This window comes from Pseudomonas sp. GW821-FHT07B01 (genome assembly GCF_059419065.1).
This window is the reverse complement of record NZ_JBWKRA010000015.1, coordinates 36,592-60,718: the sequence shown is the minus strand read 5'-3', so window position 1 is coordinate 60,718 and position 24,127 is coordinate 36,592. Positions and strand designations below refer to the sequence as shown.

General features: G+C 60.9%; 20 protein-coding genes. 15 read left to right on the top strand and 5 right to left on the bottom strand.

Annotated elements, in window-relative coordinates:
* The first annotated feature begins 52 nt into the window (after positions 1–52).
* The 3 genes from gpgS to gpgF are packed head-to-tail and all read left to right on the top strand — an operon-like array spanning position 53 to position 3,016.
* Positions 53–1,174 (top strand): N-acetylglucosaminyl phosphatidylglycerol synthase, encoded by a 1,122-nt coding sequence (gpgS, locus tag AC07S6_RS17650; RefSeq protein ID WP_294204726.1) that lies wholly within the window; start codon positions 53–55, stop codon positions 1,172–1,174.
* Positions 1,167–1,919, top strand: coding sequence for an N-acetylglucosaminyl phosphatidylglycerol deacetylase (gene gpgD / locus AC07S6_RS17645; protein WP_495112694.1), 753 nt, complete (start codon positions 1,167–1,169; stop codon positions 1,917–1,919). The genes gpgS and gpgD overlap by 8 nt, the downstream gene beginning before the upstream one ends.
* Positions 1,907–3,016: a glucosaminyl phosphatidylglycerol flippase gene (gene gpgF / locus AC07S6_RS17640; protein ID WP_495112693.1), complete on the top strand. Its 1,110-nt coding sequence runs from the start codon at positions 1,907–1,909 to the stop codon at positions 3,014–3,016. The genes gpgD and gpgF overlap by 13 nt, the downstream gene beginning before the upstream one ends.
* Positions 3,017–3,138: 122 nt before the next feature.
* Here gpgF and purU read toward each other — a convergent pair whose 3' ends face one another.
* Complete coding sequence (gene purU, locus AC07S6_RS17635; protein ID WP_019821236.1) at positions 3,139–3,987, bottom strand: formyltetrahydrofolate deformylase; 849 nt, start codon at positions 3,985–3,987, stop codon at positions 3,139–3,141.
* A gap of 354 nt (positions 3,988–4,341) precedes the next feature.
* Here purU and mvaT point away from each other — a divergent pair, with 354 nt between their 5' ends.
* Positions 4,342–4,716, top strand: coding sequence for a histone-like nucleoid-structuring protein MvaT (gene mvaT, locus AC07S6_RS17630; RefSeq protein ID WP_019821235.1), 375 nt, complete (start codon positions 4,342–4,344; stop codon positions 4,714–4,716).
* Between the two features lie 90 nt (positions 4,717–4,806).
* Here mvaT and sbcB read toward each other — a convergent pair whose 3' ends face one another.
* A complete protein-coding gene (gene sbcB, locus AC07S6_RS17625) occupies positions 4,807–6,234 on the bottom strand; it encodes an exodeoxyribonuclease I (RefSeq protein ID WP_495112692.1) in 1,428 nt (475 codons plus the stop codon).
* A gap of 167 nt (positions 6,235–6,401) precedes the next feature.
* Between sbcB and AC07S6_RS17620 the strand changes: the two genes are divergently transcribed.
* The 6 genes from AC07S6_RS17620 to AC07S6_RS17595 are packed head-to-tail and all read left to right on the top strand — an operon-like array spanning position 6,402 to position 13,072.
* Positions 6,402–7,094, top strand: coding sequence for an RDD family protein (locus tag AC07S6_RS17620; RefSeq protein ID WP_495112691.1), 693 nt, complete (start codon positions 6,402–6,404; stop codon positions 7,092–7,094).
* On the top strand, positions 7,091–8,071 hold the full coding sequence (locus tag AC07S6_RS17615) for a stage II sporulation protein M (protein ID WP_197883147.1): 981 nt from the start codon (positions 7,091–7,093) through the stop codon (positions 8,069–8,071). Before AC07S6_RS17620 ends, AC07S6_RS17615 begins: the two co-directional genes overlap by 4 nt.
* Positions 8,058–9,587, top strand: a complete 1,530-nt coding sequence (locus AC07S6_RS17610; RefSeq protein WP_495112690.1) for a DUF4129 domain-containing protein — start codon at positions 8,058–8,060, stop codon at positions 9,585–9,587. Before AC07S6_RS17615 ends, AC07S6_RS17610 begins: the two co-directional genes overlap by 14 nt.
* Positions 9,584–10,741: a DUF4350 domain-containing protein gene (locus AC07S6_RS17605; RefSeq protein WP_495112689.1), complete on the top strand. Its 1,158-nt coding sequence runs from the start codon at positions 9,584–9,586 to the stop codon at positions 10,739–10,741. The genes AC07S6_RS17610 and AC07S6_RS17605 overlap by 4 nt, the downstream gene beginning before the upstream one ends.
* Positions 10,738–11,733: an AAA family ATPase gene (locus tag AC07S6_RS17600; protein WP_032902736.1), complete on the top strand. Its 996-nt coding sequence runs from the start codon at positions 10,738–10,740 to the stop codon at positions 11,731–11,733. Before AC07S6_RS17605 ends, AC07S6_RS17600 begins: the two co-directional genes overlap by 4 nt.
* Positions 11,734–11,740: 7 nt before the next feature.
* Positions 11,741–13,072 (top strand): DUF58 domain-containing protein, encoded by a 1,332-nt coding sequence (locus AC07S6_RS17595; RefSeq protein ID WP_495112688.1) that lies wholly within the window; start codon positions 11,741–11,743, stop codon positions 13,070–13,072.
* 52 nt (positions 13,073–13,124) lie between these two features.
* Here AC07S6_RS17595 and AC07S6_RS17590 read toward each other — a convergent pair whose 3' ends face one another.
* Positions 13,125–13,484 carry a PilZ domain-containing protein gene (locus AC07S6_RS17590; RefSeq protein WP_019821226.1) on the bottom strand — a complete coding sequence of 120 codons (360 nt, stop codon included), beginning with the start codon at positions 13,482–13,484 and terminating at the stop codon, positions 13,125–13,127.
* A gap of 221 nt (positions 13,485–13,705) precedes the next feature.
* A complete protein-coding gene (locus AC07S6_RS17585) occupies positions 13,706–14,080 on the bottom strand; it encodes a tetratricopeptide repeat protein (protein ID WP_003193903.1) in 375 nt (124 codons plus the stop codon).
* 173 nt (positions 14,081–14,253) lie between these two features.
* Between AC07S6_RS17585 and pyk the strand changes: the two genes are divergently transcribed.
* On the top strand, positions 14,254–15,705 hold the full coding sequence (gene pyk / locus AC07S6_RS17580; RefSeq protein ID WP_003193904.1) for a pyruvate kinase: 1,452 nt from the start codon (positions 14,254–14,256) through the stop codon (positions 15,703–15,705).
* Positions 15,706–15,916: 211 nt separating this feature from the next.
* On the opposite strand, the gene AC07S6_RS17575 is transcribed toward pyk, so the two are convergent.
* On the bottom strand, positions 15,917–16,858 hold the full coding sequence (locus AC07S6_RS17575) for an iron-sulfur-binding ferredoxin reductase (RefSeq protein ID WP_054897654.1): 942 nt from the start codon (positions 16,856–16,858) through the stop codon (positions 15,917–15,919).
* A 217-nt stretch (positions 16,859–17,075) separates the two neighbouring features.
* On the opposite strand from AC07S6_RS17575, the gene AC07S6_RS17570 reads away from it, so the two are divergent.
* The 4 genes from AC07S6_RS17570 (at position 17,076) to AC07S6_RS17555 (ending at position 24,012) form a co-directional block, all read left to right on the top strand.
* Complete coding sequence (locus AC07S6_RS17570) at positions 17,076–18,599, top strand: fumarate hydratase (RefSeq protein WP_034128606.1); 1,524 nt, start codon at positions 17,076–17,078, stop codon at positions 18,597–18,599.
* 674 nt (positions 18,600–19,273) lie between these two features.
* The gene (locus tag AC07S6_RS17565) at positions 19,274–21,040 is read left to right on the top strand and encodes a sensor histidine kinase (RefSeq protein WP_495112687.1); all 1,767 of its coding nucleotides are present in this window, start codon (positions 19,274–19,276) and stop codon (positions 21,038–21,040) included.
* Positions 21,034–22,359: a sigma-54-dependent transcriptional regulator gene (locus AC07S6_RS17560; RefSeq protein ID WP_166405903.1), complete on the top strand. Its 1,326-nt coding sequence runs from the start codon at positions 21,034–21,036 to the stop codon at positions 22,357–22,359. The genes AC07S6_RS17565 and AC07S6_RS17560 overlap by 7 nt, the downstream gene beginning before the upstream one ends.
* 333 nt (positions 22,360–22,692) lie before the next feature.
* Positions 22,693–24,012, top strand: a complete 1,320-nt coding sequence (locus AC07S6_RS17555; protein WP_034128609.1) for an MFS transporter — start codon at positions 22,693–22,695, stop codon at positions 24,010–24,012.
* The last annotated feature ends 115 nt before the right edge of the window (positions 24,013–24,127 follow it).

Here is a 24,127-nt window from a genome sequence, read left to right as displayed (position 1 = left end):
GAACATCTATCCTTACCTCAGGTCCATCTAGGGAGAGCAATGGATCGGAGGGATGTTCATCGTGCATATCGCTGACATAACCATGTTCTACGCCCCGGCCAGCGGTGGCGTACGCACTTACCTTGACGCCAAGCACCGGCGTCTGGCGCTCAAGCCGGGCATTCGCCACAGCCTGTTGATTCCTGGCGCACACTTGAGCGAGCAGGACGGTATCTTCAAAGTACCGGCGCCCGCCCTGCCCTTCGGCAAAGGCTATCGCTTCCCCCTTCGTTTGGCGCCTTGGCGAAATGTCCTGCACGATTTACAGCCCGACCTGATCGAAGTTGGCGACCCTTACCTGACCGCCTGGGCCGCGCTGGATGCCCGACGCCAATTGGATGTGCCGGTCATCGGCTTTTACCACTCCGACCTGCCACTGCTGGTGAGCAACCGCATGGGGCCTTGGTTTACCCCCAATGTTGAAGCCTATGTGCGCAAACTCTATGGGAATTTTGACCGGGTGCTCGCCCCCAGCCAGGTAATGGCCGACAAGCTCACCGGGCTTGGCGTCAGAAATGTCTTCGTTCAACCCCTGGGCGTAGACCTGCAAACCTTCACCCCTGAGGTACGTGACCCCGGCCTGCGCGCCGAACTGGGGATTGGCGAAGACACTCGGCTACTGATCTTCGCCGGGCGCGGCTCCAGGGAGAAAAACCTGCCGGTGCTGCTCAACTGCATGAAACGCCTGGGGGAAGGCTACCACTTGCTGCTGGTGGGCTCCGGCATGCCGGCCAGCGTGCCAGACAATGTCACCGTGGTTGACGGATTCCGGCCCGCCCAACATGTCGCTCGGCTGATGGCCAGCGCCGACGCCTTACTGCATGGTGGTGACCAGGAGACCTTCGGCCTGGTGATCCTGGAAGCCATGGCCTGCGGTATTCCAGTGGTCGCCGTGGCGGCCGGGGCCTTTACCGAGATTGTCGACGAGCGTTGTGGCCTGCTGTGCGCGCCAAACAACCCCAAAGCCATGGCCGAGGCGGTGCGCGAGCTGTTCAGTACCGACAGCCGACGCCTGGGTGCTCAGGCTCGGCGCCATGTCGAGCAGCATTATGCGTGGAACACGGTAGTCGACAGCCTGCTGGGGCATTACTGCGCCGTGCTGGGCAGCCATGAACCGATGCTCGCCCATGGCTGAGCGCGCGCTGATGCTGGTACTGCACGACGTGGCCCCGCACACCTGGGCCGACTACCGGCCCTTCGTCGAGGCCGTCGATGCACTGGGCAACGTGCCCATCACTTGGCTGGTGGTGCCAGACTTCCATCACCATGACGACCTGGCCGCCCACCGCGATTTTCGGCGCCTGCTCGACAGCCGTGTCGCCAAGGGCGATGAGCTCACCTTGCACGGTTACTACCATTGCGACGACCAACCTCAGCCGCGTACGCCAAAAGAATGGTTTATGCGGCGCATCTATACCCACGAAGGCGAGTTTTACCAGCTGTCCGAAGCCGAGGCGTTGCGGCGGTTGACCGCCGGCATTGAGGTATTTGAGCGCAATGACTGGCCGCTGCATGGCTTTGTTGCGCCCGCCTGGTTGATGAGCGACGGCACCCGGCAGGCATTGCGCCAGTTGCCGCTGAGCTACACCAGCGACCCACAACATCTTTATCGCCTGCCGGACTTCACGCCTATCAAAGCCCCTGGCCTGGTGTGGAGCGCCCGCAGTGCCTGGCGCCGGGGATTGTCCAAAATCCTCAGTGATCGCCGTGAACAGCGGTGGCAGGAGGCCCCGCTGATCCGACTGGGTTTGCACCCGGTGGACATGCGCCACAGGTTTTCCCGCGATTATTGGCTAGACACCCTGCAACGCCTGCTCAACGCGGGGCGCGTCCCCCAAACCAAGGCCGCCTGGCTGGCGACGCAGCCATGGGCCGACTGATCTGGTTAGTGTTGGCGCTCTTGGTGGCGCTGGTGATCCCATTGTGGCTGGGCGGCGGCGAAAGCATTGCGCGCCTGCGCCAGTTTCCGTTGCCCCAGTTACTGGGGATGTTCGCCATGATCATTGGCTGCTGGCTGATCAACAGCCTGCGTATCCGCCTGCTGCTTGGCGAGCATCGCGGCGAGTTAGGCCCGCTTAAAAGCCTTGGCGTGGTGATATCCACCGAGTTCGCCATGTGTGCAACACCCGGCGGCAGCGGCGGGCCGTTGACCCTGATGGCCCTGCTGGCACGCAATGGCATCCGCCCCGCCCAAGGCAGCGCGGTGTTTGCCATGGACCAGTTGAGCGACCTGGTGTTTTTTCTCTGCGCACTGGTGGGGATCTTGCTATATGCGCTGTTCCATAGCCTCAGCCCGCGTCTGGAGTGGTTGCTGGGGCTCAGCGCCGTGTCGATGGTGGGTGGGGTACTCAGTGGCTGGGCCGTGGTGCATTTTCACCGACGGCTGATTCGCCTGGCGGGTTTGGTACTCAAGGCCATGAAGGTCAGTGCTATCACCCGCCGACGCTGGGCACGCCGGTTGCTGCGTTTTCTTGCGGCGTTCAGCGCCACCCTGAAACTACCCCGGAGCACCTTGCTTGGGGTCTTTGCGCTGACCAGCCTGCATTGGCTGCTGCGTTACAGCGTGCTGTACCTGGCGCTGCGCGGGTTGGGGGGCGAGGTGCAGTGGGCCTGGAGCTTTCTGATCCAGATGTTATCCCTGACTGCCGGGCAGTTCAGCCTGGCGCCAGGCGGGGCCGGCGCTGCGGAGTTGACGTCAGCGGCACTGCTGGCGCCCATGGTGGGCACATCCACAGCGGCTGCGTCGATTCTGATCTGGCGCGCGGTGACCTACTACTTCTATTTGCTGGCCGGTGCGCCAGTGTTTCTATTGATGGTCGGCAAACCGCTGCTCAAGCGTCTTTTTCAGGGGCGGCAGGCGGCTGGTCCTGCGCCTGTGTCTGTTCCCATAAACGCGCCGCGCCTGGAAAATCAGTACCATCCTCGGCATCCAGCGCGTCCGGGTCGTAACGACTCAAACAGCCCTCGCCCAAGGTAGCAGGCGCCCGTGAGGTGGCTTTATCCAGCGGGTCGCTCATGGGAATCTCCTGAAACAGAAATAAAAAAGGGCCTGGAGAGTTTTACCTCCAGGCCCCGGTGTCTTCAATCAAAACCGCTGGGTCAGAAGACCACGGTCTTGTTGCCGTGCACCAACACGCGATCTTCCAGGTGGTAGCGCAAGCCACGGGCCAACACCATCTTCTCGACATCACGGCCGAACCGCACCATGTCTTCAATACTGTCGCTGTGGCTGACGCGCACCACGTCCTGCTCGATGATCGGGCCGGCGTCCAGCTCTTCGGTCACGTAGTGGCAGGTTGCACCAATCAGCTTCACGCCACGCAGGGAAGCCTGGTGATAAGGCTTGGCACCAACAAAGGACGGCAAGAAGCTGTGATGGATGTTGATCACCTTGCCAGCGTATTCGCGGCACAGCTCCGGTGGCAGGATCTGCATGTAGCGCGCCAGCACCACTACATCCGCGTCATGCTGCTTGACCAGGCGCGACACTTCGGCGAATGCCGGCTCCTTGTCCTGTGGGTTGACCGGCACATGGTAATAAGGGATGCCATGCCATTCGACCATGCTGCGCAGGTCGTCATGGTTGGAGATCACGCAGGCAATCTCGCAATCGAGTTCATCGCTGTGCCAGCGGTGCAGCAGGTCTGCCAGGCAGTGGGATTCGCGGCTGGCCATCAGCACCACGCGTTTCTTCTGCTCTGTATCGGTGATGTGCCAGGTCATCGAAAACTCTTCGGCAATCGGCGCAAACGCCTCGCGGAAGGCTTCCAAGCCAAAGGGCAACGTATCGGCACGGATTTCGTGACGCATGAAAAACCAACCACTGAGATCGTCCGAGTGATGGCTCGCCTCGGTGATCCAGCCATTATGGGAAGCCAGAAAGTTACTGACCTTGGCAACGATGCCAACCCGGTCCGGGCAAGCAATCACCAGCCGAAAAGTGCGCATTAGGGGGAAACTCCAGAACTTCACAAAGGCCGCTATTCTAGCGATTACGCAGAAAAACTGCAGTATTCCCTTGCACCTTATCTTGAGGCATGGCCGTGGTAACACCCCTTAATCGGGTAAGGTTTTACCACCACTATATGACGATACAACGGCATGCTCAGGCCGGTAGCAAAAAATTAAGGTGATTTTATCTTTTGCGCATAACGCTTACTGATTAACTCATCGGCCAGGTTTTCTCACACACATTCAATGTCATTCGCCTGAATAACGTCTTAAATGTTTACTTGATGAAATTGCCTGACTATTATTAGGCCACTCACCCTGTCAATCAGCGTTCTACATAAGGTAGTCCACATGTCACTGATCAACGAATACCGCGCCACCGAAGAAGCTATCAAAGAGCTGCAAGCCCGTTTGAAGAACCTGTCCGAAGACGACAAGCTGAAAACCGAGCTGGAATTCGAAGGCAAATTGCGCACCCTGATGGGCGAATACTCCAAATCCCTGCGTGACATCATCGCGCTGCTGGATCCAGAGTCAAAAGTTAAAGCACCGCGTGGCGCTGTGAAAACTACCGGCACCAAGCGTGCTCGCAAGGTCAAGCAGTACAAAAACCCGCACAACGGCGAAGTGATTGAAACCAAAGGTGGCAACCACAAAACTCTGAAAGAGTGGAAAGCCAAGTGGGGCGGTGACGTAGTTGAAGGTTGGGCAACCCTGCTGGGCTAAGCCCGGTCGGACGTTCACCCGATACGTCACACATGAAAAACGCCAGCTTACTGGCGTTTTTTATTGTCTGAATATTCTGTAGTTATGCGCCTACAGATTCAGGCGCGCCGCTAAGGAATCTACATAGTCCTGCCATTGCGCCAGTACCTGGCACTGAAACGATGTAGCACTAACCGCCAACTCCTCACGCGCCTGCTTAAATGCCAAGAGGGTATTCGGCGCCCCCCACTGTGCATCCGACAAACGTTGCTGACAGAAAAGTTTCCAGCGTTGTTGCTCCTCATTGTTCAAGGTTTCAGGAAAGTTACGCGCCCGGTAGCGAAATAATAATTCCGGCAAACGATGATCATCGAACGGCCACTGCTGACGGGCTAATTGCGCGGGCTCTGCCATGCGAACTTGCTCACATAAACGGCGGTCACGGTCACCCATAAAACCATCGTAGAGCTGCTGCTCCGGGTCCGAGTTTGACGCAAAGTCTTCCTCGGCATAAATGGCCGCTAACTTGTCCCGCCAAACTTCCTGTGCGTCAGTTAGCCGCAGCGCCCGCGCGAGGCAAGCTTCCTTATCCAATTGAAGGCGCTCAAGGTCTTGAGGGCGCAGCACCTTCAACGGCGCAACCACCGGGCAGCGGTTGATATGCAGCAACTTGAGCGGAACCGGCAGCTCACCTTCGGCCAGCTCATCGCGGCGCGTGTAAAGACGCTGACGCAGCGTCGTCGCATCCAGATCCAACAGCCCTTGTGGATCGAGCCCCAGGTCACAGACGATCAAGGCATTGCGATTGCGCGGGTGCCAGGCCAGGGGCAAGACCACGCCCAGATAATGGCGCTCGGCGGAAAAACGTCCGGAGATATGCACCATCGGTTGCAGCAACCGCACCTGATCCATGACCCGCTGCTTGCTGCGCAGTTGAAACAACCATTCATACAACTTCGGTTGTTTCTCTCGAACCAACCTCGCCAGGGCGATGGTTGCGCGCACATCCGACAACGCGTCATGGGCCTGGCCATGGTCGATGCCGTTGGCCTCGGTCAAGCGTTCGAGCTTGAGGGTCACACGCCCATCCTGCTCGGGCCATTTGATCCCCTCCGGCCGCAGGGCGTAGGCGGTGCGCATCACATCGATCAAGTCCCAGCGACTGTTGCCGCCCTGCCACTCGCGCGCATACGGGTCGAAAAAATTGCGGTACAGACTGTAGCGCGTCATTTCATCGTCGAATCGCAGGGTGTTGTAGCCGGCGCCGCAGGTGCCTGGCGCGGCCAGTTCGGCGTGCACCCGAGTCATGAAATCGGCTTCGGCAAGGCCCTTCTCGGCGAGGACATCCGGCGTGATGCCCGTGATCGCGCACGCTGCCGGGTGAGGCAGGATATCGTCGCTGGGCTGGCAATAAAGATTGATCGGCGCACCGACCTCATTGAGCTCAAGGTCGGTGCGGATCCCGGCTACCTGGAGCGGGCGGTCATTGCGCGGGTTGATGCCGGTGGTTTCATAGTCGTACCAGAAAATCGAGGTCACGGGCTATTCCTGTGCTGAAGATCGACAAAGTCTAGGCGCTGCAAGGCGTTGGGAGCCAGCGATACCTGACTGTATAAATATCCAGAAAACCCTCGAATGGTTGCTTCCACCGTCGACACTGCTAGCATCCGTGTCTCGCGAGTCGCCTCGCACTGCCAAGGATCGCAATGCCATCAACGCCTTTGGATACCCACTATCAGATAGAAACGCCGGAGGGCATCGACCTGCCCCTGCGTCCTGCTGGCCTGCCCTCTCGGGCATTGGCCTTTGCATTCGACTTGGGCACGCGAGGGATCATCATGGGGATCCTGCTAGTGCCGCTGGCGCTGCTCGGCAATGTGGGGATCGGGCTGGGTTCGCTGCTGCTGTTCGTGGTGAGCTGGTGGTACATGGTGTTGTTCGAAGTGCTCAACCAGGGCTGCTCGCCGGGCAAGCAGGTCATGGGCCTGCGCGTGGTGCAGGATGACGGCACGCCCATTGGCTGGTCGGCATCATTGATCCGCAACCTGCTGCGTTTTGTCGACATGCTGCCCTTCGGTTATTTCCTCGGCGCGATCAGTTGCCTGCAGCATCCGCACTTCAAGCGGCTCGGCGACCTGGCGGCAGGCACGCTGGTGGTCTACCGCGAGCTGCCGCTGGTACGCCCGAGCATTCCTCAAGCGCCTGCCCTGCGCCTGCCTTTTGCACTGGAGCTGAGCGAACAGCGGGCCATCCTCGGTTTCGCCGAACGCCAGGCCGAACTCTCGGCCGAACGGGTGCATGAACTGGCCGCCATCCTCGCAGGGCCCCTGCAGGTGTCTGCACCGCGTGCCGTGGAGCAACTCAACGGTGTAGCCCGTGGTTTGTTGGGGCCGACATGAAGCAAAGCCTTTTTGAAAGCCGCCACCAGCATCAATGGCAAACCTTCGCCGAGCAGTTGAAGCAACTGGAGCAAGGTAAAGCCAAGGCCGCCGATGTTGCCGACTTCCCGCATCAATATCGACGCCTGTGCCAACACCTGGCCCTGGCTCAGCAACGCGGCTACAGCAGTTACCTGGTCGATCCGTTGCAACAACTGGCACTGCGCGGCCATCAACAACTGTATCGTCATCGCAGCCATCTGACAGCAAACATACTGGCGTTTCTTCTCGCCGACTTCCCGCGCCTGGTACGCGAACAATGGCGCTTCGTGCTGATCGCCGGCCTGCTCTTCTTTGGCAGCCTGGCGGGGATAGCCCTGCTGGTGTACCTGTTCCCCGATCTGGTCTACAGCATCATCAGCCCCCAGCAGGTGGCCGAGATGCAGGGCATGTACAACCCCGATGCCAGCCGCCTGGGCCGCGCTGCCGAGCGTGCCGCCAGCGAAGACTGGATGATGTTTGGCTATTACGTGATGCACAACATCGGCATCGCCTTCCAGACCTTTGCCGCCGGCCTGTTGTTTGGCCTGGGCAGTGTGTTCTTCCTGATTTTCAACGGTTTGGTCATAGGTGCGGTCTCCGGGCACCTTACCGACATTGGCTATGGCCAGACCTTCTGGTCGTTTGTCATTGGCCACGGCGCATTCGAGTTGAGCGCCATTACACTGGCCGGTGCCGCAGGCTTGCAACTGGGCTGGTCACTGGTCGCCCCCGGGCGCTTGGCGCGCAGCGAAGCCCTGCGCCTGGCCGCGCGCAAAAGCGTAAGGATGCTTTGCGGGGTCATGGTGTTCCTGTTGATCGCCGCCTTTATCGAAGCCTACTGGTCCTCAACCACTCGCATTGAGCCCTGGATCAAGTACGCGGTAGGCGCCGCCCTCTGGCTGCTGGTAGCCGCTTACCTGACCCTGGCCGGGCGGAGTCGCCATGCGCCTGACTGACGCCAGCGTAGTCATTCGCCCGCGCACTTCCTGGGAAGCCATGGACTTGGGTGTGCTGATGGCCCGGGAACACCGTTTCTTGCTGATGAGCAGTTGGGCGCTGGTGAGCCTTCCGATATTCAGCCTGTTGACGGTGCTGCTCTGGAGTTACCCGTCTCTGGTCATGTTCCTGTTCTGGTGGCTCAAGCCGGCCTTCGACCGCTTGCCGCTGTACATTCTTTCCCAAGCCCTGTTTGGTGAGCCCCCCAGCCTCAAACAGGCCGTTCGCCATTGGCCGCAGTTGCTCAAAGGGCAACTGTTCGTCAGCCTGACCTGGCGGCGGCTGAGCATGAGTCGCAGCTTCACCCTGCCCGTCAGCCTACTGGAAGGCCTGGACGGTGACGCACGTCAACGACGCCTTGGGGTGTTGCTGCAACGTAACGCTGGCGCCGCACGCTGGCTGACGACGATCGGCGTACACCTGGAAATCGGCCTGTGGTTTGGCGGCATGGCCCTGTTCTATCTCTTCATCCCGCAACAGGTTGAACTGGACTGGGACTGGCAACGGCTGGTATTGGCATCAGGCTCGGACGTGCTTTGGCTTGAGCACCTGAGCAATGCCTTCTATGCCCTGATCCTGGTGTTCTGGGAACCCATCTACGTCGCCTGTGGCTTCAGCCTTTACCTCAACCGCCGCACGGTGCTGGAGGCCTGGGACCTGGAACTGGTATTCCGTCGCCTGCGCCAGCGCCTGAGCAATGTTGCACCGCTGCTGTTGCTGGTGGTTGGCCTGGCGTTGCTACACATCAGCCCACCGACCATGGCAGATGAAACCACAGTCCATAAGCCACTTAGCACCCAGGCCGCCAGCCAATCCATCCAGGCGTTGCTGGAAAAGCCACCTTTCAAGAACCCGGAAACCGTCACACGCTATCGGTTTGGCGAAGAAAAAGCGCCGGTTAAAAACAAGGCCACGGGCGACGGCAAATTACCTGGCTGGCTCCAGGCACTGCTCGACAACCTTAACAGCGACACCTTCACATACGTCGCCAAAACTTTGGAAATACTGCTCTGGAGCCTTGTGATTGGCGGCCTGGCCCTGGTGTTCTGGCGTTACCGTGAATGGTTGCGCACGTTCGTCAGCCGCCTTGGACCCACTCGCACTACCGCTCCCTCGCCCGTTCCTGCCCAGTTGTTCGGGTTGGAACTGGGCGCCGAGACATTGCCCGAAGACATCGCCAGTACCGCCGAACAGCTATGGCCTACTCAGCCACGGGAGGCCCTTGGCCTGCTGTATCGCGGGTTGCTCAGCCGGCTGTTGCACGAGTTCGACCTGCCACTGACAAGCGCCGATACCGAGGGGCAGGTACTGGAGCATGTTCATCATTTGCAACAACCGCAGTTACTGGCGTTCAGCGACGAACTGACACGCCACTGGCAAAACCTGGCCTATGGTCACCGTCTGCCGCCTTCTTCAGCCCAACAAAAACTGTGCAGCGACTGGCGTGCTCTTTTCAGTGACGGAGCGGGCCAATGAATCGCGCGCTATTGTGGACAGCGCTGTTGTTGGCGTGCCTGGTGGGTGCGGGCGGCTTATATGCCTGGCACAAGGCAATTCCCTACGAGCAAGTGGTTGACCGGGGCCCGTCGCCAGAGGCTCGCGCCAATCCCTATCTGGCCGCCGAGCACTTTCTACGCCAGCACGGCTTGGTCGTGGCACACGCCAAGGGCCTTGAACGACTCGCCGAACTGCCCGCCAAAGGCCATAGCCTGTTGTTGCTGGGAGAGCGCAGCAACATGACCCCACGCCAGGTCGACCAACTGTTGGGCTGGGCAAAAGCCGGTGGCCACCTGCTCCTGGTCGCCGAGGCATTATGGGATGAAGAAGCCGGCACAAGCGGTGACCTGCTGCTTGATCGCCTCACTATCCGCCAAACCTTGAGCGACACCTTCGACGAACCCGTGCCACCGCGTAAAAAAACCAAGCCGGATCTGACCAAGCTCTATGTCGACAACGAAACCGCACCGGCGTACTTCAGTTTTGACACTTACTTCAACCTCACCGACCCCAAGCACCTGGCACAGTTTTCCGCCAACAGCGCCAAGTCCAGCCACCTGATGCAACTCGACCTGGGGCAAGGCCGCGTCACGGTGATCACCGACAGCGACCTGTGGAAAACCGCCAATATCGGCAACCATGATAACGCCTGGTTGCTGTGGTACCTGAACCAGGGCAGTGAGGTCACCTTGCTGTTCAACAGCGACACGGACGATCTGTTTACTCTGCTGTTCCGTTATTTTCCCCAAGCCCTCGTCGCCCTGGTTGCACTGCTTGTTCTGGGGCTGTGGCAGGCAGGCATCCGCCAGGGCCCGATCCAGGCACCGGCGCCCAAGGCACGTCGCCAACTGCGGGAACACTTGCAGGCCAGCGCGGACTTCCTATTGCGCCGCAGCGGCCAGGGCACGTTGTTGCAAGCCTTGCGACACGACATTCTGCGCGCAGCCCGGCGACGCCATCCAGGGTTCGAACACCTCGATGCGTCAGAGCAACGCCAGGTGCTGGAACACCTTACGCGACAACCCCCTCACATCATCAGCCAGGCGCTTGAGCCCGTTGCGCTGAAGCGGCTTTCCAGCGCCGACTTCAGCCGTCAGGTGGCGCACCTGCAAACCCTCAGGAATGCCTTATGAGCGACTCTCCACTGGCCACCGCCCTGACCGCCGAAAACCTTCAGCAGGCCAGCCAGCAGGCCCAGGCGCTGCGCGTGGAATTGCGCAAGGCCGTGATTGGCCAGGACCCGGTGATTGACGACGTGCTCACCGCCCTGATCGCAGGCGGCCACGTACTGCTTGAAGGTGTGCCTGGCCTGGGCAAGACCTTGCTGGTACGGGCCCTGGCCCGCTGCTTTGGCGGTGATTTCGCCCGCATCCAGTTCACCCCGGACCTGATGCCCAGCGATGTCACCGGCCACGCCGTGTACGACCTGCAGACCGAACAGTTCAAACTGCGCAAGGGGCCTTTATTCACCCACCTGTTGCTGGCCGACGAGATCAACCGTGCACCCGCCAAGACCCAGGCAGCGCTGCTGGAAGCCATGCAGGAACGCCAAGTGACCCTGGAGGGCGAGGCGTTGCCCATCGGCCAGCCCTTCATGGTGCTGGCGACCCAGAACCCCATCGAACAGGAAGGCACCTACCCACTGCCCGAGGCCGAGCTGGACCGGTTCATGCTCAAGGTGCGAATGGACTACCCAGATGCTCTACAAGAGCTGGATATGGTCCGCGAAGTGACGCGCTCGTCCAAGGCCGACATGCTGGAGGTACAGCCGTTGCGTACTGTGCTGCAAGCCGAGGACGTAGTAACGATGCAGCAAATTGCCAGTGACCTGCCACTGGATGAACAGGTGCTCGACTATGCCGTACGCCTGGCCCGTGCCACGCGCAGTTGGCCGGGGCTGGCCATCGGTGCCGGCCCCAGGGCCTCCATCGCCCTGGTACGCGGGGCACGGGCCCGTGCGCTGTTGCGCGGTGGCGAATTCGTCACCCCCGATGACATCAAGGGCTGCGCCCTGGCGGTACTGCGTCACCGGGTACGCATCGCACCAGAACTGGACATCGACGGCTTGGAAGTCGACCAGGTGCTCCAGCAGTTACTCGACCAGATTGCCGCACCAAGGCAATGACGCGGCCATGAAACCGACTCGTCTGCTGCTGACCTGGCTGGGCGTTCTGCTCGGCTTGAACATCTTGTTGGGCGCTTCGGCAGCGTTGCAGTTCAAAGTGCCCGCCACCTTGCATTCGGTAGCCTGGGGCCTGCTGCTGGCCCTGTTGCTGCTGGCGTTGCTGGATGCTGCACGCTTGCGTCGCCGCCCTTCGGCCCGCGTGTACAGAACATTGCCTGGTAGCCTGGCGCTGGGGCGCTGGGAAGAAATACGCCTGTGCCTGGAGCACGACTACCCGCAACCTCTGACCGTGCAGGTGTTCGATCACGTGCCCGATGGCCTGGCTGTGGAGAACCTGCCTCAATCCATTCAACTACGCCCCGGTGAACGCGCTGAGCTGGGCTATCGCGTACGCCCCTTGCGGCGCGGGCACTTCCATTTCAGTCGCTGCGAACTGCTGCTGCCCAGCCCATTGGGGCTGTGGTCGGCACGACGCTGGGTCGAGACTCACGATGCCACTCGTGTTTACCCGGATTTCGCACGTTTATACGGGGCGCAGTTACGGGGTGTGGATAACTGGCTCAGCCAACTGGGCGTGCGCCAACATCAGCGGCGAGGATTAGGCCTGGAGTTTCATCAACTGCGCGAGTTTCGTGAAGGTGACAGCCTGCGCCAGATCGACTGGAAAGCCACCGCCCGCCAACGAACGCCCATTGCCCGGGAATACCAGGACGAACGCGACCAGCAAATCGTGTTCATGCTCGATTGCGGCCAGCACATGCGCAGCCAGGATGATGAACTGTCCCATTTTGACCACGCGCTCAATGCCTGCCTGCTGCTGAGCTACGTTGCCTTGAGACAGGGCGATGCCGTAGGGCTGTGCACGTTTGCCAGCAACCAGCCGCGCTACCTGAAGCCGGTCAAGGGCAGTGGCCAATTGAACCTGTTGCTCAATGCGGTCTATGACCTGCAGACCACGCGAAAAACCGCCGACTACCAGGCGGCCGCCAGCCAGTTGTTGGCACGTCAAAAACGCCGGGCGCTGGTGATCATCGTCACCAACCTGCGGGATGAGGAGGATGAAGCGCTGATGGCTGCCGTCCAGCGTATCGGCAGGCATCACCGGGTACTGGTGGCCAGCCTGAGGGAAGAGGTCCTCGACCAACTACGCCAGGCGCCTGTGCAGACATTGCCCGAAGCGCTGGCTTACAGCGGCACGATCGATTACCTCAACACCCGCAACCAACGCCATGATCGCTTGAGTGCCCATGGGCTGTCGGTGCTCGATACCTTGCCATCGGCGCTGGGTGCCGGGCTGGTCACGCGCTATCTGGAGTGGAAAAAGGCCGGGGTATTCTGAGGATGACTGCGCAGGGGCATGGCCAGGAAACGGCCACGACCCCACGCATAATTCAGACAGAGGCCTGCAAAGGATAAAAGCTGAAGTACTGCAACAGCGCGTTGATCAGGTGCCGGTACTCTTCGGGCGCCTCAAGCACGCTGAACCCCGAGTCGTAATGCTGCGGGGTGACATCCTCGTGACTCCACAAGCAGGTTGCCGTGAGGTCAATTGCCTTGAACTCGCCTTGCGCCACCGGCACTTTCAAGCGCAGCTCGAAATCCACCTCGGTCATCATGGGTAACGAGCTGATCAGCATCAGACCGTTTTCAGACACATTTCCAAGATAGCCGATTGGCTTGTCAGTAATACGATTGAACACCTGCAGAAAATACGGCAGTTGATGCCGCTCGATCCGTCGTTCGGTAAACATGGTGAAGTCGCCATCCAATAGCCAGAAATCTGGCCGTGCCAGTGATTCGGAACAAGCAACCGCTCGCTCTCCCTGGATCTCGGTGTGACAACAGCTACCGCTTGTCACCAAACAGCTGCCGAATCCGGGCATTGCATCCGTTCGAATGGGTACTGCACAAACAGACATTCAAAGAATAGCGCAAGACTGGCGACAGGCCAGCCATGAAGCGACAAATACCCTTACAACGACGCAGGCCTTGGTTTTGCCAGGCCTGCAGCCGGCAGATGCCCCAGTTGCTGCAAGGTATCGAGCCGCGCACGGGCTCGATAGGCGTACTCGCTCGACGGGTAGTGGCCGATGATGAATTGATAGGTCTGTGCGGCATCGACAAACAGTTTCTGGCGTTCCAGGCACTGCCCGCGCAACATCGAAACCTCCGGTTGCACGTAGCGGCGAGTTCGGCTCTCGCGATCGACCTGGGACAACTCCAAGGTGACACGCTGGCAATCACCGACCCCATAGGCACGGTAAGCGTTGTTCAAATGGTGGTCCATCGACCAGCGGGTACAGCCGACAACACTGACGGCCAGGGCAGCAACGAGCAAAATTCGCATGGGGTTCTCCTGTCTTGTGCAGTGTATCGACCCCTGGTCGAAAATCTTCAAGGCGTTTGCCCATTCAACCGCAGCCAAAACAAGCCAATCGTCGATAAGTAGTGCAAACGAACAATGACTACAACGAAAGAGCATAGTAGCCTTCCCCAGCGCTTGAACTCAGGAGTCCGTGCATGTCCGTCCGTCGTACCAAAATCGTCGCCACCCTTGGCCCGGCCAGTAACTCGCCGGAAGTCCTCGAACAGCTGATTCTGGCTGGTTTGGACGTCGCCCGTCTGAACTTCTCCCACGGCACCCCGGACGAGCACAAGGCTCGCGCCAAGCTGGTGCGTGACCTCGCCGCCAAGCATGGCCGCTTCGTTGCACTCTTGGGCGACCTGCAAGGCCCGAAAATCCGTATCGCCAAATTCACCAACAAGCGGATCGAGCTGAAGATCGGTGACAAGTTCACCTTCTCCACCAGCCACCCGCTGACCGAAGGCACCCAGGACGTGGTGGGCATCGACTACCCGGACCTGGTCAAGGACTGCGGCGTCGGTGACGAACTGCTGCTGGACGACGGCCGTGTGGTGATGCGCGTTGACACTGCCACGCCGACCGAACTGAACTGCACCGTGATCATCGGCGGCCCGCTGTCCGACCACAAAGGCATCAACCGTCGCGGTGGTGGCCTGACGGCGCCGGCCCTGACTGAAAAAGACAAGGCCGACATCAAGCTCGCCGCCGAAATGGAAGTGGACTACCTCGCCGTGTCCTTCCCGCGCGACGCCGCCGACATGGAATACGCCCGTAAGCTGCGCGACGAAGCCGGCGGTACCGCCTGGCTGGTAGCGAAGATCGAACGTGCTGAAGCCGTGGCCGATGATGAAACCCTCGACGGCCTGATCAAGGCCTCCGATGCCGTGATGGTTGCCCGTGGCGACCTAGGCGTTGAAATCGGTGACGCCGAGCTGATCGGTATCCAGAAGAAGATCATCCTGCACGCACGCCGTCACAACAAAGCGGTGATCGTTGCGACCCAGATGATGGAGTCGATGATCCAGAATCCGATGCCGACCCGTGCCGAAGTGTCCGACGTGGCCAACGCCGTACTCGACTACACCGACGCCGTGATGCTCTCGGCTGAAAGTGCCGCCGGCCCTTACCCGCTGGAGGCCGTACAGGCCATGGCGCGTATCTGCGTCGGTGCCGAAAAGCACCCGACCAGCAAGACCTCCAGCCATCGCATCGGCAAGGTCTTCGAAAGCTGCGACCAGAGCATCGCCCTGGCTGCCATGTACACCGCCAACCACTTCCCGGGCGTGAAAGCGATCATCGCTTTGACCGAAAGTGGCTACACGCCGTTGATCATGTCGCGCATCCGTTCCTCGGTGCCTATCTACGCGTTCACCCCACACCGCGAAGCCCAGGCCCGCGCGGCTATGTTCCGTGGCGTGTACACCATCCCGTTCGACCCGGCGTCGCTGGCACCGAACGAAGTCAGCCAGAAGGCGATCGACGAGCTGGTCAAACGCGGCGTCGTGGAGAAAGGCGACTGGGTCATCCTGACCAAGGGCGACAGCTACCACACCACCGGTGGCACCAATGGCATGAAGATCCTGCATGTGGGCGACCCGCAGGTCTGAGTGACAGGCTGAAAAACAAAAGCCCCGCCATGTGAATGGCGGGGCTTTTTGCATTTCAGTGCAGGCCACTGTGTTGAGTTTCAGCGCCTCATCGCAGGCAAGCCAGCTCCCACAATAGTCAGACAACTCGGTCTACTGTGGGAGCTGGCTTGCCTGCGATGGCGTCATCAGCACCCGGCGATAAACTCCGATACCGACTTGAGCAGGCTTTTCATAAAGTGAAAGGGCGGGATAGAAACACATCCGCCAGCAATTGATTACGCGGCAGTCCCGCCAGGAACAAGCGCTTGGAAAAGGCCTCGACGCTGGCAGGGTGCCCGCAAAGCAAGGCCAGGGTGTGCCGGGAAACCAGCCGCAGTTGCGCCAATGCCGGCTGCAACTGCGCCGCGGTCCATAGCTCCACGGTCAGGTTCCCATGCCGGGCGGCAAGGGCTGCCAGGGGTTCAGCCAGATAATGACCTTCGGCCTCATGGGCCAGGTGAATCACGCGAATGTCGCCCTGGTGATCCTGGCGCAGCGCCTCGCGCAACACACCCCACAAGGGCCCCAGGCCAGTACCGGAAGCCAGCAGCCATAACGGCCGCGATTGCCAGTCAGGGTCATAGTGCAGTGCTCCACCCCGCAGTTCACCCAGGCGCAAAGGATCGCCGACCTTCAACTGTCGCGCCGCATCGCTGAATGCACCGGGTTGACGGCAGTCGATATGAAACTCCAGGTACGGCTCTTCCTGGGGCAAGCCCGCCAGAGAATAGGGGCGCGCCACCTGCCCCGCCCACAGCACCAGATGCTGTCCGGCGTTGTACCGCAGGGCACGTTCCGGTTGCAGGCGCAGGCGCAGTACCGTCGAACTCAGCCAATCGGCGCCCACCACCTGGGCGGGCAAGCCATCGCGCTGAGGGTCAAACGCTTCGACCTTCAGGTCCGCACTGACCCGGCACTGGCACGCCAGGCGCCAACCTTGCTGGCGCTGCGTCGGGCTCAGGGCTTCGGGCTGCTGGTCGTCAACCTCACCCTCGCAACGCACCAGGCACGCATGGCAACTGCCGGCCCGGCAACTGAAGGGCACGGCCACACCGGCCTGATTCAAGGCATCCAGCAGGTTGCTGCCGAGGGATACAGACCAGTGGCGTTCGCCGACATACAGTTCAGGCATATAAAGACTCAATCATAAGGAGCGCCGCACAGGGAATCATGCCTGCGACAGTTTGACCATAGTCGGGTGTATCGGCCACCGTGCCGGGTTATACTGCCGCGCCTTTTTAGCGTCGCGCCTGCACCATTCTGGCGTGCCTTGGAAAGATGGCTTCAGCCGACCGATGCAACACTGACGCCATCTTTATTGAATGTTCCCTTATAGAGGAGCGCGACTCATGACCGTGATCAAGCAAGACGACCTGATTCAGAGCGTTGCCGACGCCCTGCAATTCATTTCCTACTACCACCCCGTTGATTTCATCCAGGCCATGCACGAAGCCTACCTGCGCGAAGAATCGCCGGCAGCCCGTGACTCCATCGCCCAGATCCTGATCAACTCGCGCATGTGCGCCACCGGCCATCGCCCGATCTGCCAGGACACCGGTATTGTCACCGTGTTCGTGCGCGTGGGTATGGACGTGCGCTGGGACGGCGCCACCATGGGCCTGGACGACATGATCAACGAAGGCGTGCGTCGCGCCTACAACCTGCCAGAAAACGTCCTGCGCGCCTCGATCCTCGCCGACCCGGCCGGCGCCCGCAAGAACACCAAGGACAACACCCCTGCGGTCATCCACTATTCCATCGTCCCGGGTAACACCGTGGAAGTGGACGTGGCGGCCAAGGGTGGCGGCTCCGAGAACAAGTCGAAAATGGCCATGCTCAACCCGTCCGACTCGATCGTCGACTGGGTGCTCAAGACTGTTCCGACCATGGGCGCCGGCTGGTGCCCACCGGGCATGCTCGGCATCGGCATCGGCGGTACCGCCGAGAAAGCCGCAGTAATGGCCAAGGAAGTGTTGATGGAGTCCATCGACATCCACGAGCTGAAAAAGCGCGGCCCGCAGAACCGTATCGAAGAAATGCGCCTGGAGCTGTTCGAGAAGGTCAACCAACTGGGCATCGGCGCCCAGGGCCTGGGTGGCCTGACCACCGTGCTCGACGTGAAGATCATGGACTACCCGACCCACGCCGCGTCCCTGCCGGTGTGCATGATCCCCAACTGCGCCGCCACCCGTCACGCGCACTTCGTGCTCGACGGCTCGGGCCCGGCGTCGCTGGAAGCGCCATCGTTGGACGCCTACCCGGAAATCGTCTGGGAAGCTGGCCCATCGGCCCGCCGCGTCAACCTCGACACCCTCACCCCGGAAGAAGTGCAGAGCTGGAAGCCGGGCGAAACCGTCCTGCTCAACGGCAAGATGCTTACCGGTCGCGACGCGGCGCACAAGCGCATGGTCGAGATGCTGAACAAGGGCGAAACCTTGCCGGTGGACCTCAAGGGCCGCTTTATCTACTACGTCGGCCCGGTGGATCCGGTGCGCGAAGAAGTGGTTGGCCCGGCGGGCCCGACCACCGCGACGCGGATGGACAAGTTCACCCGTCAGATCCTGGAGCAAACCGGCCTGTTGGGCATGATCGGCAAGTCCGAGCGCGGCCCGACCGCTATCGAAGCGATCAAGGACCACAAGGCCGTGTACCTGATGGCCGTGGGCGGCGCCGCTTATTTGGTGGCCCAAGCCATCAAGAAGTCGCGCGTGGTTGCCTTCGCCGAACTGGGTATGGAAGCCATCTACGAGTTCGACGTCAAAGACATGCCGGTCACCGTTGCAGTAGACAGCAAAGGTGAATCCGTCCACATCACCGGTCCTGCCATCTGGCAGAAAAAGATCAGTGACAGCCTGGCGGTAGAAGTGCAGTAAGCACCTCATCCAAAAGAATAAAGGCGACTGCGGCCCCACGGCCCAGTTGCCTTTTTTATGCCTGGAGCAAAGGACTGCTCCTGATCTTGCTCTTGATCTGCTTTTGATCTTGATCTCAGGCGCCCCGTTAAACCACGCTGGCCGAACGCAGGCTTGAATTCGTGGGTAACCCGGCAGGACGCCGGGTTAGCCGCCCCGCGCCATGGATGGCGCGTGGCGGCGGCCCACGGATTCAAGCCTGCGTTCGGGCACACCGAGCCTAGGCGAGGTGCCGAGTGGTGGGGCAAGAGCGTTTTGCTTACTTTGGCCTGGGCCGGCATCCCGGCTTTTGCAAAGTGAGCCGCCGTCAGGGCGGAACCCTAAGTGGCCGTTACCTAACTAACGGATATGTACTCAATCTGATCCCACATCCCGGTCGGCTGTCAGGCCGCCTTCGCGAGCAAGCCCGCTCCCACATTGCGATCGTGGGGTGTCAGGTAGATAGCCGTCGGCTGGCAAGCCGTCATCGCAGGCAAGCCAGCTCCCACAGTTGGATCGTGGGGTGTCAGGTAGATAGATGTCGGCTGTCAGGCCGTCATCGCAGGCAAGCCAGCTCCCCCACAAGCTCCTTGGTCACAAGATATGAGCTGCCCATGCTATGGTGCTCGCCCCTTACCGTGCCTGTTCATCATCGTATGATCGTGATCCCTCGCCCCCTGCGCCTGACCTTCTATTCTCTGTTGATCATCGCCGGTGCGGTGCTGGCTGCCGCCTTGGCCACGCGCCATGCCGAACGCCAGGCCTTGGTGGACGACGCCGCCCGTGCCAATCAGCAGCTGGCGCTGTATGCCAACTCGCTGCACACCCTGATCGAACGCTACCGTGCCCTGCCCGCCGTGCTGGCGCTGGATTCGGAGATGATCAGCGCCTTGAAGGGCCCGCTGGACGCCACCACGCAAGACCGGCTCAACCGCAAGCTGGAGCGCATCAACGGCGCTGCGCAGTCTTCGACCCTGGAACTGATGGACCGCACCGGCCTGGCCGTGGCCGCCAGCAACTGGAACCTGCCCAGCAGTTATGTCGGCCACAACTACGCGTTCAGGCCGTATTTCAGCCAGACCTTGAGCCACGGCACCGGGCGCTTTTATGCAGTGGGCGTGACCACGGGTATTCCGGGCTACTTTCTTTCCAGTGCGGTCGTGGATGAGCACGAGCATTTCCTCGGCGCCATGGTGGTCAAGCTGGAGTTCCCCGAGCTGGAGCGCGAATGGGCCCAGGGCAATGACCTGCTGTTGGTCAGCGATGCGCGGGGCATCGTGTTTATCGCCAACCAGCCGGGCTGGCGTTATCGCAACCTGCGGCCGTTGTCCGAAAATGACCTGGCTGAACTCAAGGCCACCCGCCAATACGACAAGAAGCAACTGCAGCCGCTGGACACCCAGCCCCTGCAACGCTTTGACGAACACAGCCACTTGATCCGCGTCAACGGCCCCGACGGCAACGCCAATTACATCTGGGAGTCGCTGCCGCTCAAGCGCGAAGGCTGGACCCTGCACCTGTTGCGCAAACCCCAGTTTGCCTTTGAAGACCAACGTAACGCGGGCCTTGCCGCTGCGGGTTCGTGGCTGGCATTGGTGTTCCTGGGGCTGTTCCTCAGCCAGCGCTGGCGCCTGGCCCGCTTGCGCCAGCGCAGCCGTGAAGAACTGGAGCAATTGGTCGAAGAACGCACCCAGGCGCTGCGCACCGCCCAGGATGGCCTGGTGCAGTCGGCCAAGCTGGCGGCATTGGGGCAAATGTCGGCCGCCCTCGCCCATGAAATCAACCAGCCGCTGACCGCCCAGCGCATGCAACTGGCGACGCTGCGGCTGCTGCTCGACCATGGTCGCGTGGACGATGCCTACAAGGCGCTCACGCCATTGGATGACATGCTCACGCGCATGGCCGCGCTCACCGGCCACCTCAAGACATTCGCGCGCAAGAGCCCCAGTGGCCTGCGCGAAAAGCTGGACCTGGCGACGGTGGTCGACCAATCCTTGCACCTGCTCGACGCGCGCCTGCGTGACGAAGCCATCGGTGTGGTGCTGGACCTCACCCGCCCGGCCTGGGTACGTGGCGACGCGATCCGCCTGGAACAGGTGCTGATCAACCTGTTGCGCAACGCCCTCGACGCCATGGCCGATAAACCGCGCAAGCGCCTGGAAATCCGCCTGCACGCCGATCAGCAGCTGTGGCAGTTGAGCGTCTGCGACAGCGGCGGCGGGATTGCCGAAGAACATTTGAGCAGCGTGTTCGACCCGTTTTTCACTACCAAACCGGTGGGCGACGGGCTCGGTTTGGGACTCGCGGTGTCCTACGCTATCGTGCATGAACTGGGCGGACGCCTGAGTGCCGCTAACCGTGGCGATGGCGCGACTTTCACCTTGACCCTGCCTATCGCCCTGGAGACGCCAGACCTATGTTGAACGCGGTGATTGTGGTAGATGACGAAGCCAGTATTCGCACGGCCGTCGAGCAATGGCTGAGCCTGTCGGGGTTTGACGTGCAGCTGTTCAGCCGCGCCGAAGAGTGCCTGGCGCAACTGCCCAAGGACTTTGCCGGGGTGATTCTGAGCGACGTGCGCATGCCGGGGCTCAGCGGCCTTGAACTGTTGGCCGAGGTGCAGCGCCGCGATGCCGATTTGCCGGTGATTTTGCTCACCGGCCATGGCGACGTGCCAATGGCCGTCGAAGCCATGCGCGACGGGGCCTACGACTTCCTGGAAAAACCCTTCAGCCCCGACGCCTTGCTCAACAGCCTGCGCCGGGCGTTGGACAAGCGTGGCCTGATCCTGGAAAACCGCCGCCTGCATCAACAGGCCGATCATCGCGCGCAGTTGGAGTCCAGCCTGCTGGGTGTGTCCAAGGGCCTTCAAAGCTTGCGCCGCCAAGTGCTGGACCTGGCGAGTTTGCCGGTCAATGTGCTGATTCGCGGTGAGACCGGCAGCGGCAAGGAGTTGGTCGCCCGCTGCCTGCACGACTTCGGCCCACGCGCCAAGAAGCCGTTCGTGGCCCTCAATTGCGCGGCAATCCCCGAGCAGTTGTTCGAAGCCGAACTGTTCGGACATGAAAGCGGCGCTTTCACCGGTGCCCAGGGCAAACGTATCGGCAAGCTGGAATATGCCCACGGCGGCACCTTGTTCCTGGATGAAATCGAAAGCATGCCCCTGGCCCAGCAAGTGAAATTGCTGCGCGTATTGCAGGAACAGAAGCTGGAGCGGCTGGGCTCCAACCAGAGTATCCAAGTGGACCTGCGCATCATCGCTGCCACCAAGCCCGACCTGCTGGAAGAAGCCCGTGCCGGGCGCTTTCGCGAAGACCTGGCCTATCGGCTCAACGTCGCGCAACTGCGCCTGCCGCCATTGCGTGAACGTCGCGAAGATATTCCCCTGCTGTACGAGCATTTTGCGCAAAGCGCCGCCGAGCGTCTGGGCCGCCAGGTCGAGCCCTTGAGTGGGCCACAGTTGGGGCGCCTGCTCAGCCATGACTGGCCGGGCAATGTGCGCGAACTGGCCAACGTCGCCGAGCGCCAGGTGTTGGGGCTGGACGAGCCGGAACCGCAAGGGGTCGAAGCCGGGCAGTCGTTAGCGGCGCAGCAGGAGGCGTTCGAGGCACACTGCCTGAAGGCCGCGTTGACGCGTCACAAGGGCGATATCAAGGCGGTGCTGGCCGAGTTGCAACTGCCGCGCCGTACCTTCAATGAGAAGATGCAGCGGCATGGGTTGGTAAGGGAGATGTTTGTGTAGCGATCTTTGAATCGCCATCGCGGGCAAGCCCGCTCCCACACTGATCGTTCCCACGCTCCGCGTGGGAACGCAGCCTAGGCCGCTCTGCGTCGCTTTTTAAAGGCGCGACGCGGAGCGTCACAACAGGCGTTACCACGCAGAGCGTGGGAACGATTACTGCAGCCATAAGCGGATTTCCGCTCACCACCCCAAAACCATCAGCGAATTTCCGCTCAATAAAATCCCGCAACCCTTCTATTGCGGGCCTTCCTCTACTTGGCACAGCTCCTGCTATAGCCCCAACAGGCTGCGCACGCGCCGCTCCATAAAAACAACTAGATGAAGGATCCTTCAATGGATAACTCCAACACCGTGCCTCTGGGATCGACGGCCGTCAAAGCGCAGGAGCGCACCACCTCCAGCCGCATCAAGTCGATCTTCAGCGGATCGGTCGGCAACATGGTCGAATGGTACGACTGGTACGTCTACGCCGCCTTCTCGCTGTACTTCGCCAAAGCCTTCTTCCCCAAAGGCGACACCACTGCCCAACTGCTCAACACCGCCGCGATCTTCGCCGTGGGCTTCCTGATGCGCCCGATCGGTGGCTGGCTGATGGGCCTCTACGCCGACAAAGTCGGGCGTAAAAAAGCCTTGATGGCCTCGGTGTACCTGATGTGCTTCGGCTCGCTGCTGATTGCCCTGAGCCCAGGCTATGAAATCATTGGTATCGGTGCGCCGATCCTGCTGGTGTTTGCCCGCCTGCTGCAGGGCCTGTCGGTCGGCGGCGAATACGGCACCTCTGCCACCTATCTCAGTGAGATGGCCACCAAGGAACGTCGCGGGTTCTACTCAAGCTTCCAGTACGTGACCCTGATCTCCGGCCAGCTCATCGCGCTGGCGGTGCTGATCGTGCTGCAACAGGTGCTGACTACCGAACAACTGTACGCCTGGGGCTGGCGCATCCCGTTCGCCATCGGCGCCCTGTGCGCAGTGGTCGCGCTGTACCTGCGTCGCGGCATGGAAGAAACCGAGTCGTTCACCAAGAAAGAAAAAGCCAAGGAAAGCGCAATGCGCACCTTGATGCGCCATCCCAAGGAACTGATGACCGTGGTCGGCCTGACCATGGGCGGCACCCTGGCGTTCTACACCTACACCACCTACATGCAGAAATACCTGGTGAACACGGTCGGCATGAGCATCTCCGACTCCACCACCATCTCGGCGGCGACGCTGTTCCTGTTCATGTGCCTGCAACCGATCATCGGCGGACTGTCGGATAAAATCGGCCGCCGCCCGATCCTGATCGCCTTCGGCGTGCTTGGCACCCTGTTCACCGTGCCGATCCTCACTACCCTGCACACCATCCAGAGCTGGTGGGGCGCGTTCTTCCTGATCATGGCGGCGCTGATCATCGTCAGCGGCTACACCTCGATCAACGCCGTGGTGAAGGCCGAGCTGTTCCCGACCGAAATCCGCGCACTGGGCGTGGGCCTGCCGTATGCCCTGACCGTGTCGATCTTCGGCGGTACCGCTGAATACATCGCGCTGTGGTTCAAGAGCATCGGTATGGAAACTGGCTACTACTGGTACGTGACCGCGTGTATCGCCGTGTCGTTGATGGTGTACGTGACCATGAAAGACACGCGTAAACACTCACGCATCACCACCGACTAAAAAATGTGGGAGCGGGCTTGCTGTGGCGAGCAAGCTTGCTTGCGCTGGGGTGCGAAGCGCCCCCAAAAAGCTGGCTCCAGCTACGCTGTCGAACGGGAGCAAGCTCCCTCGCCAC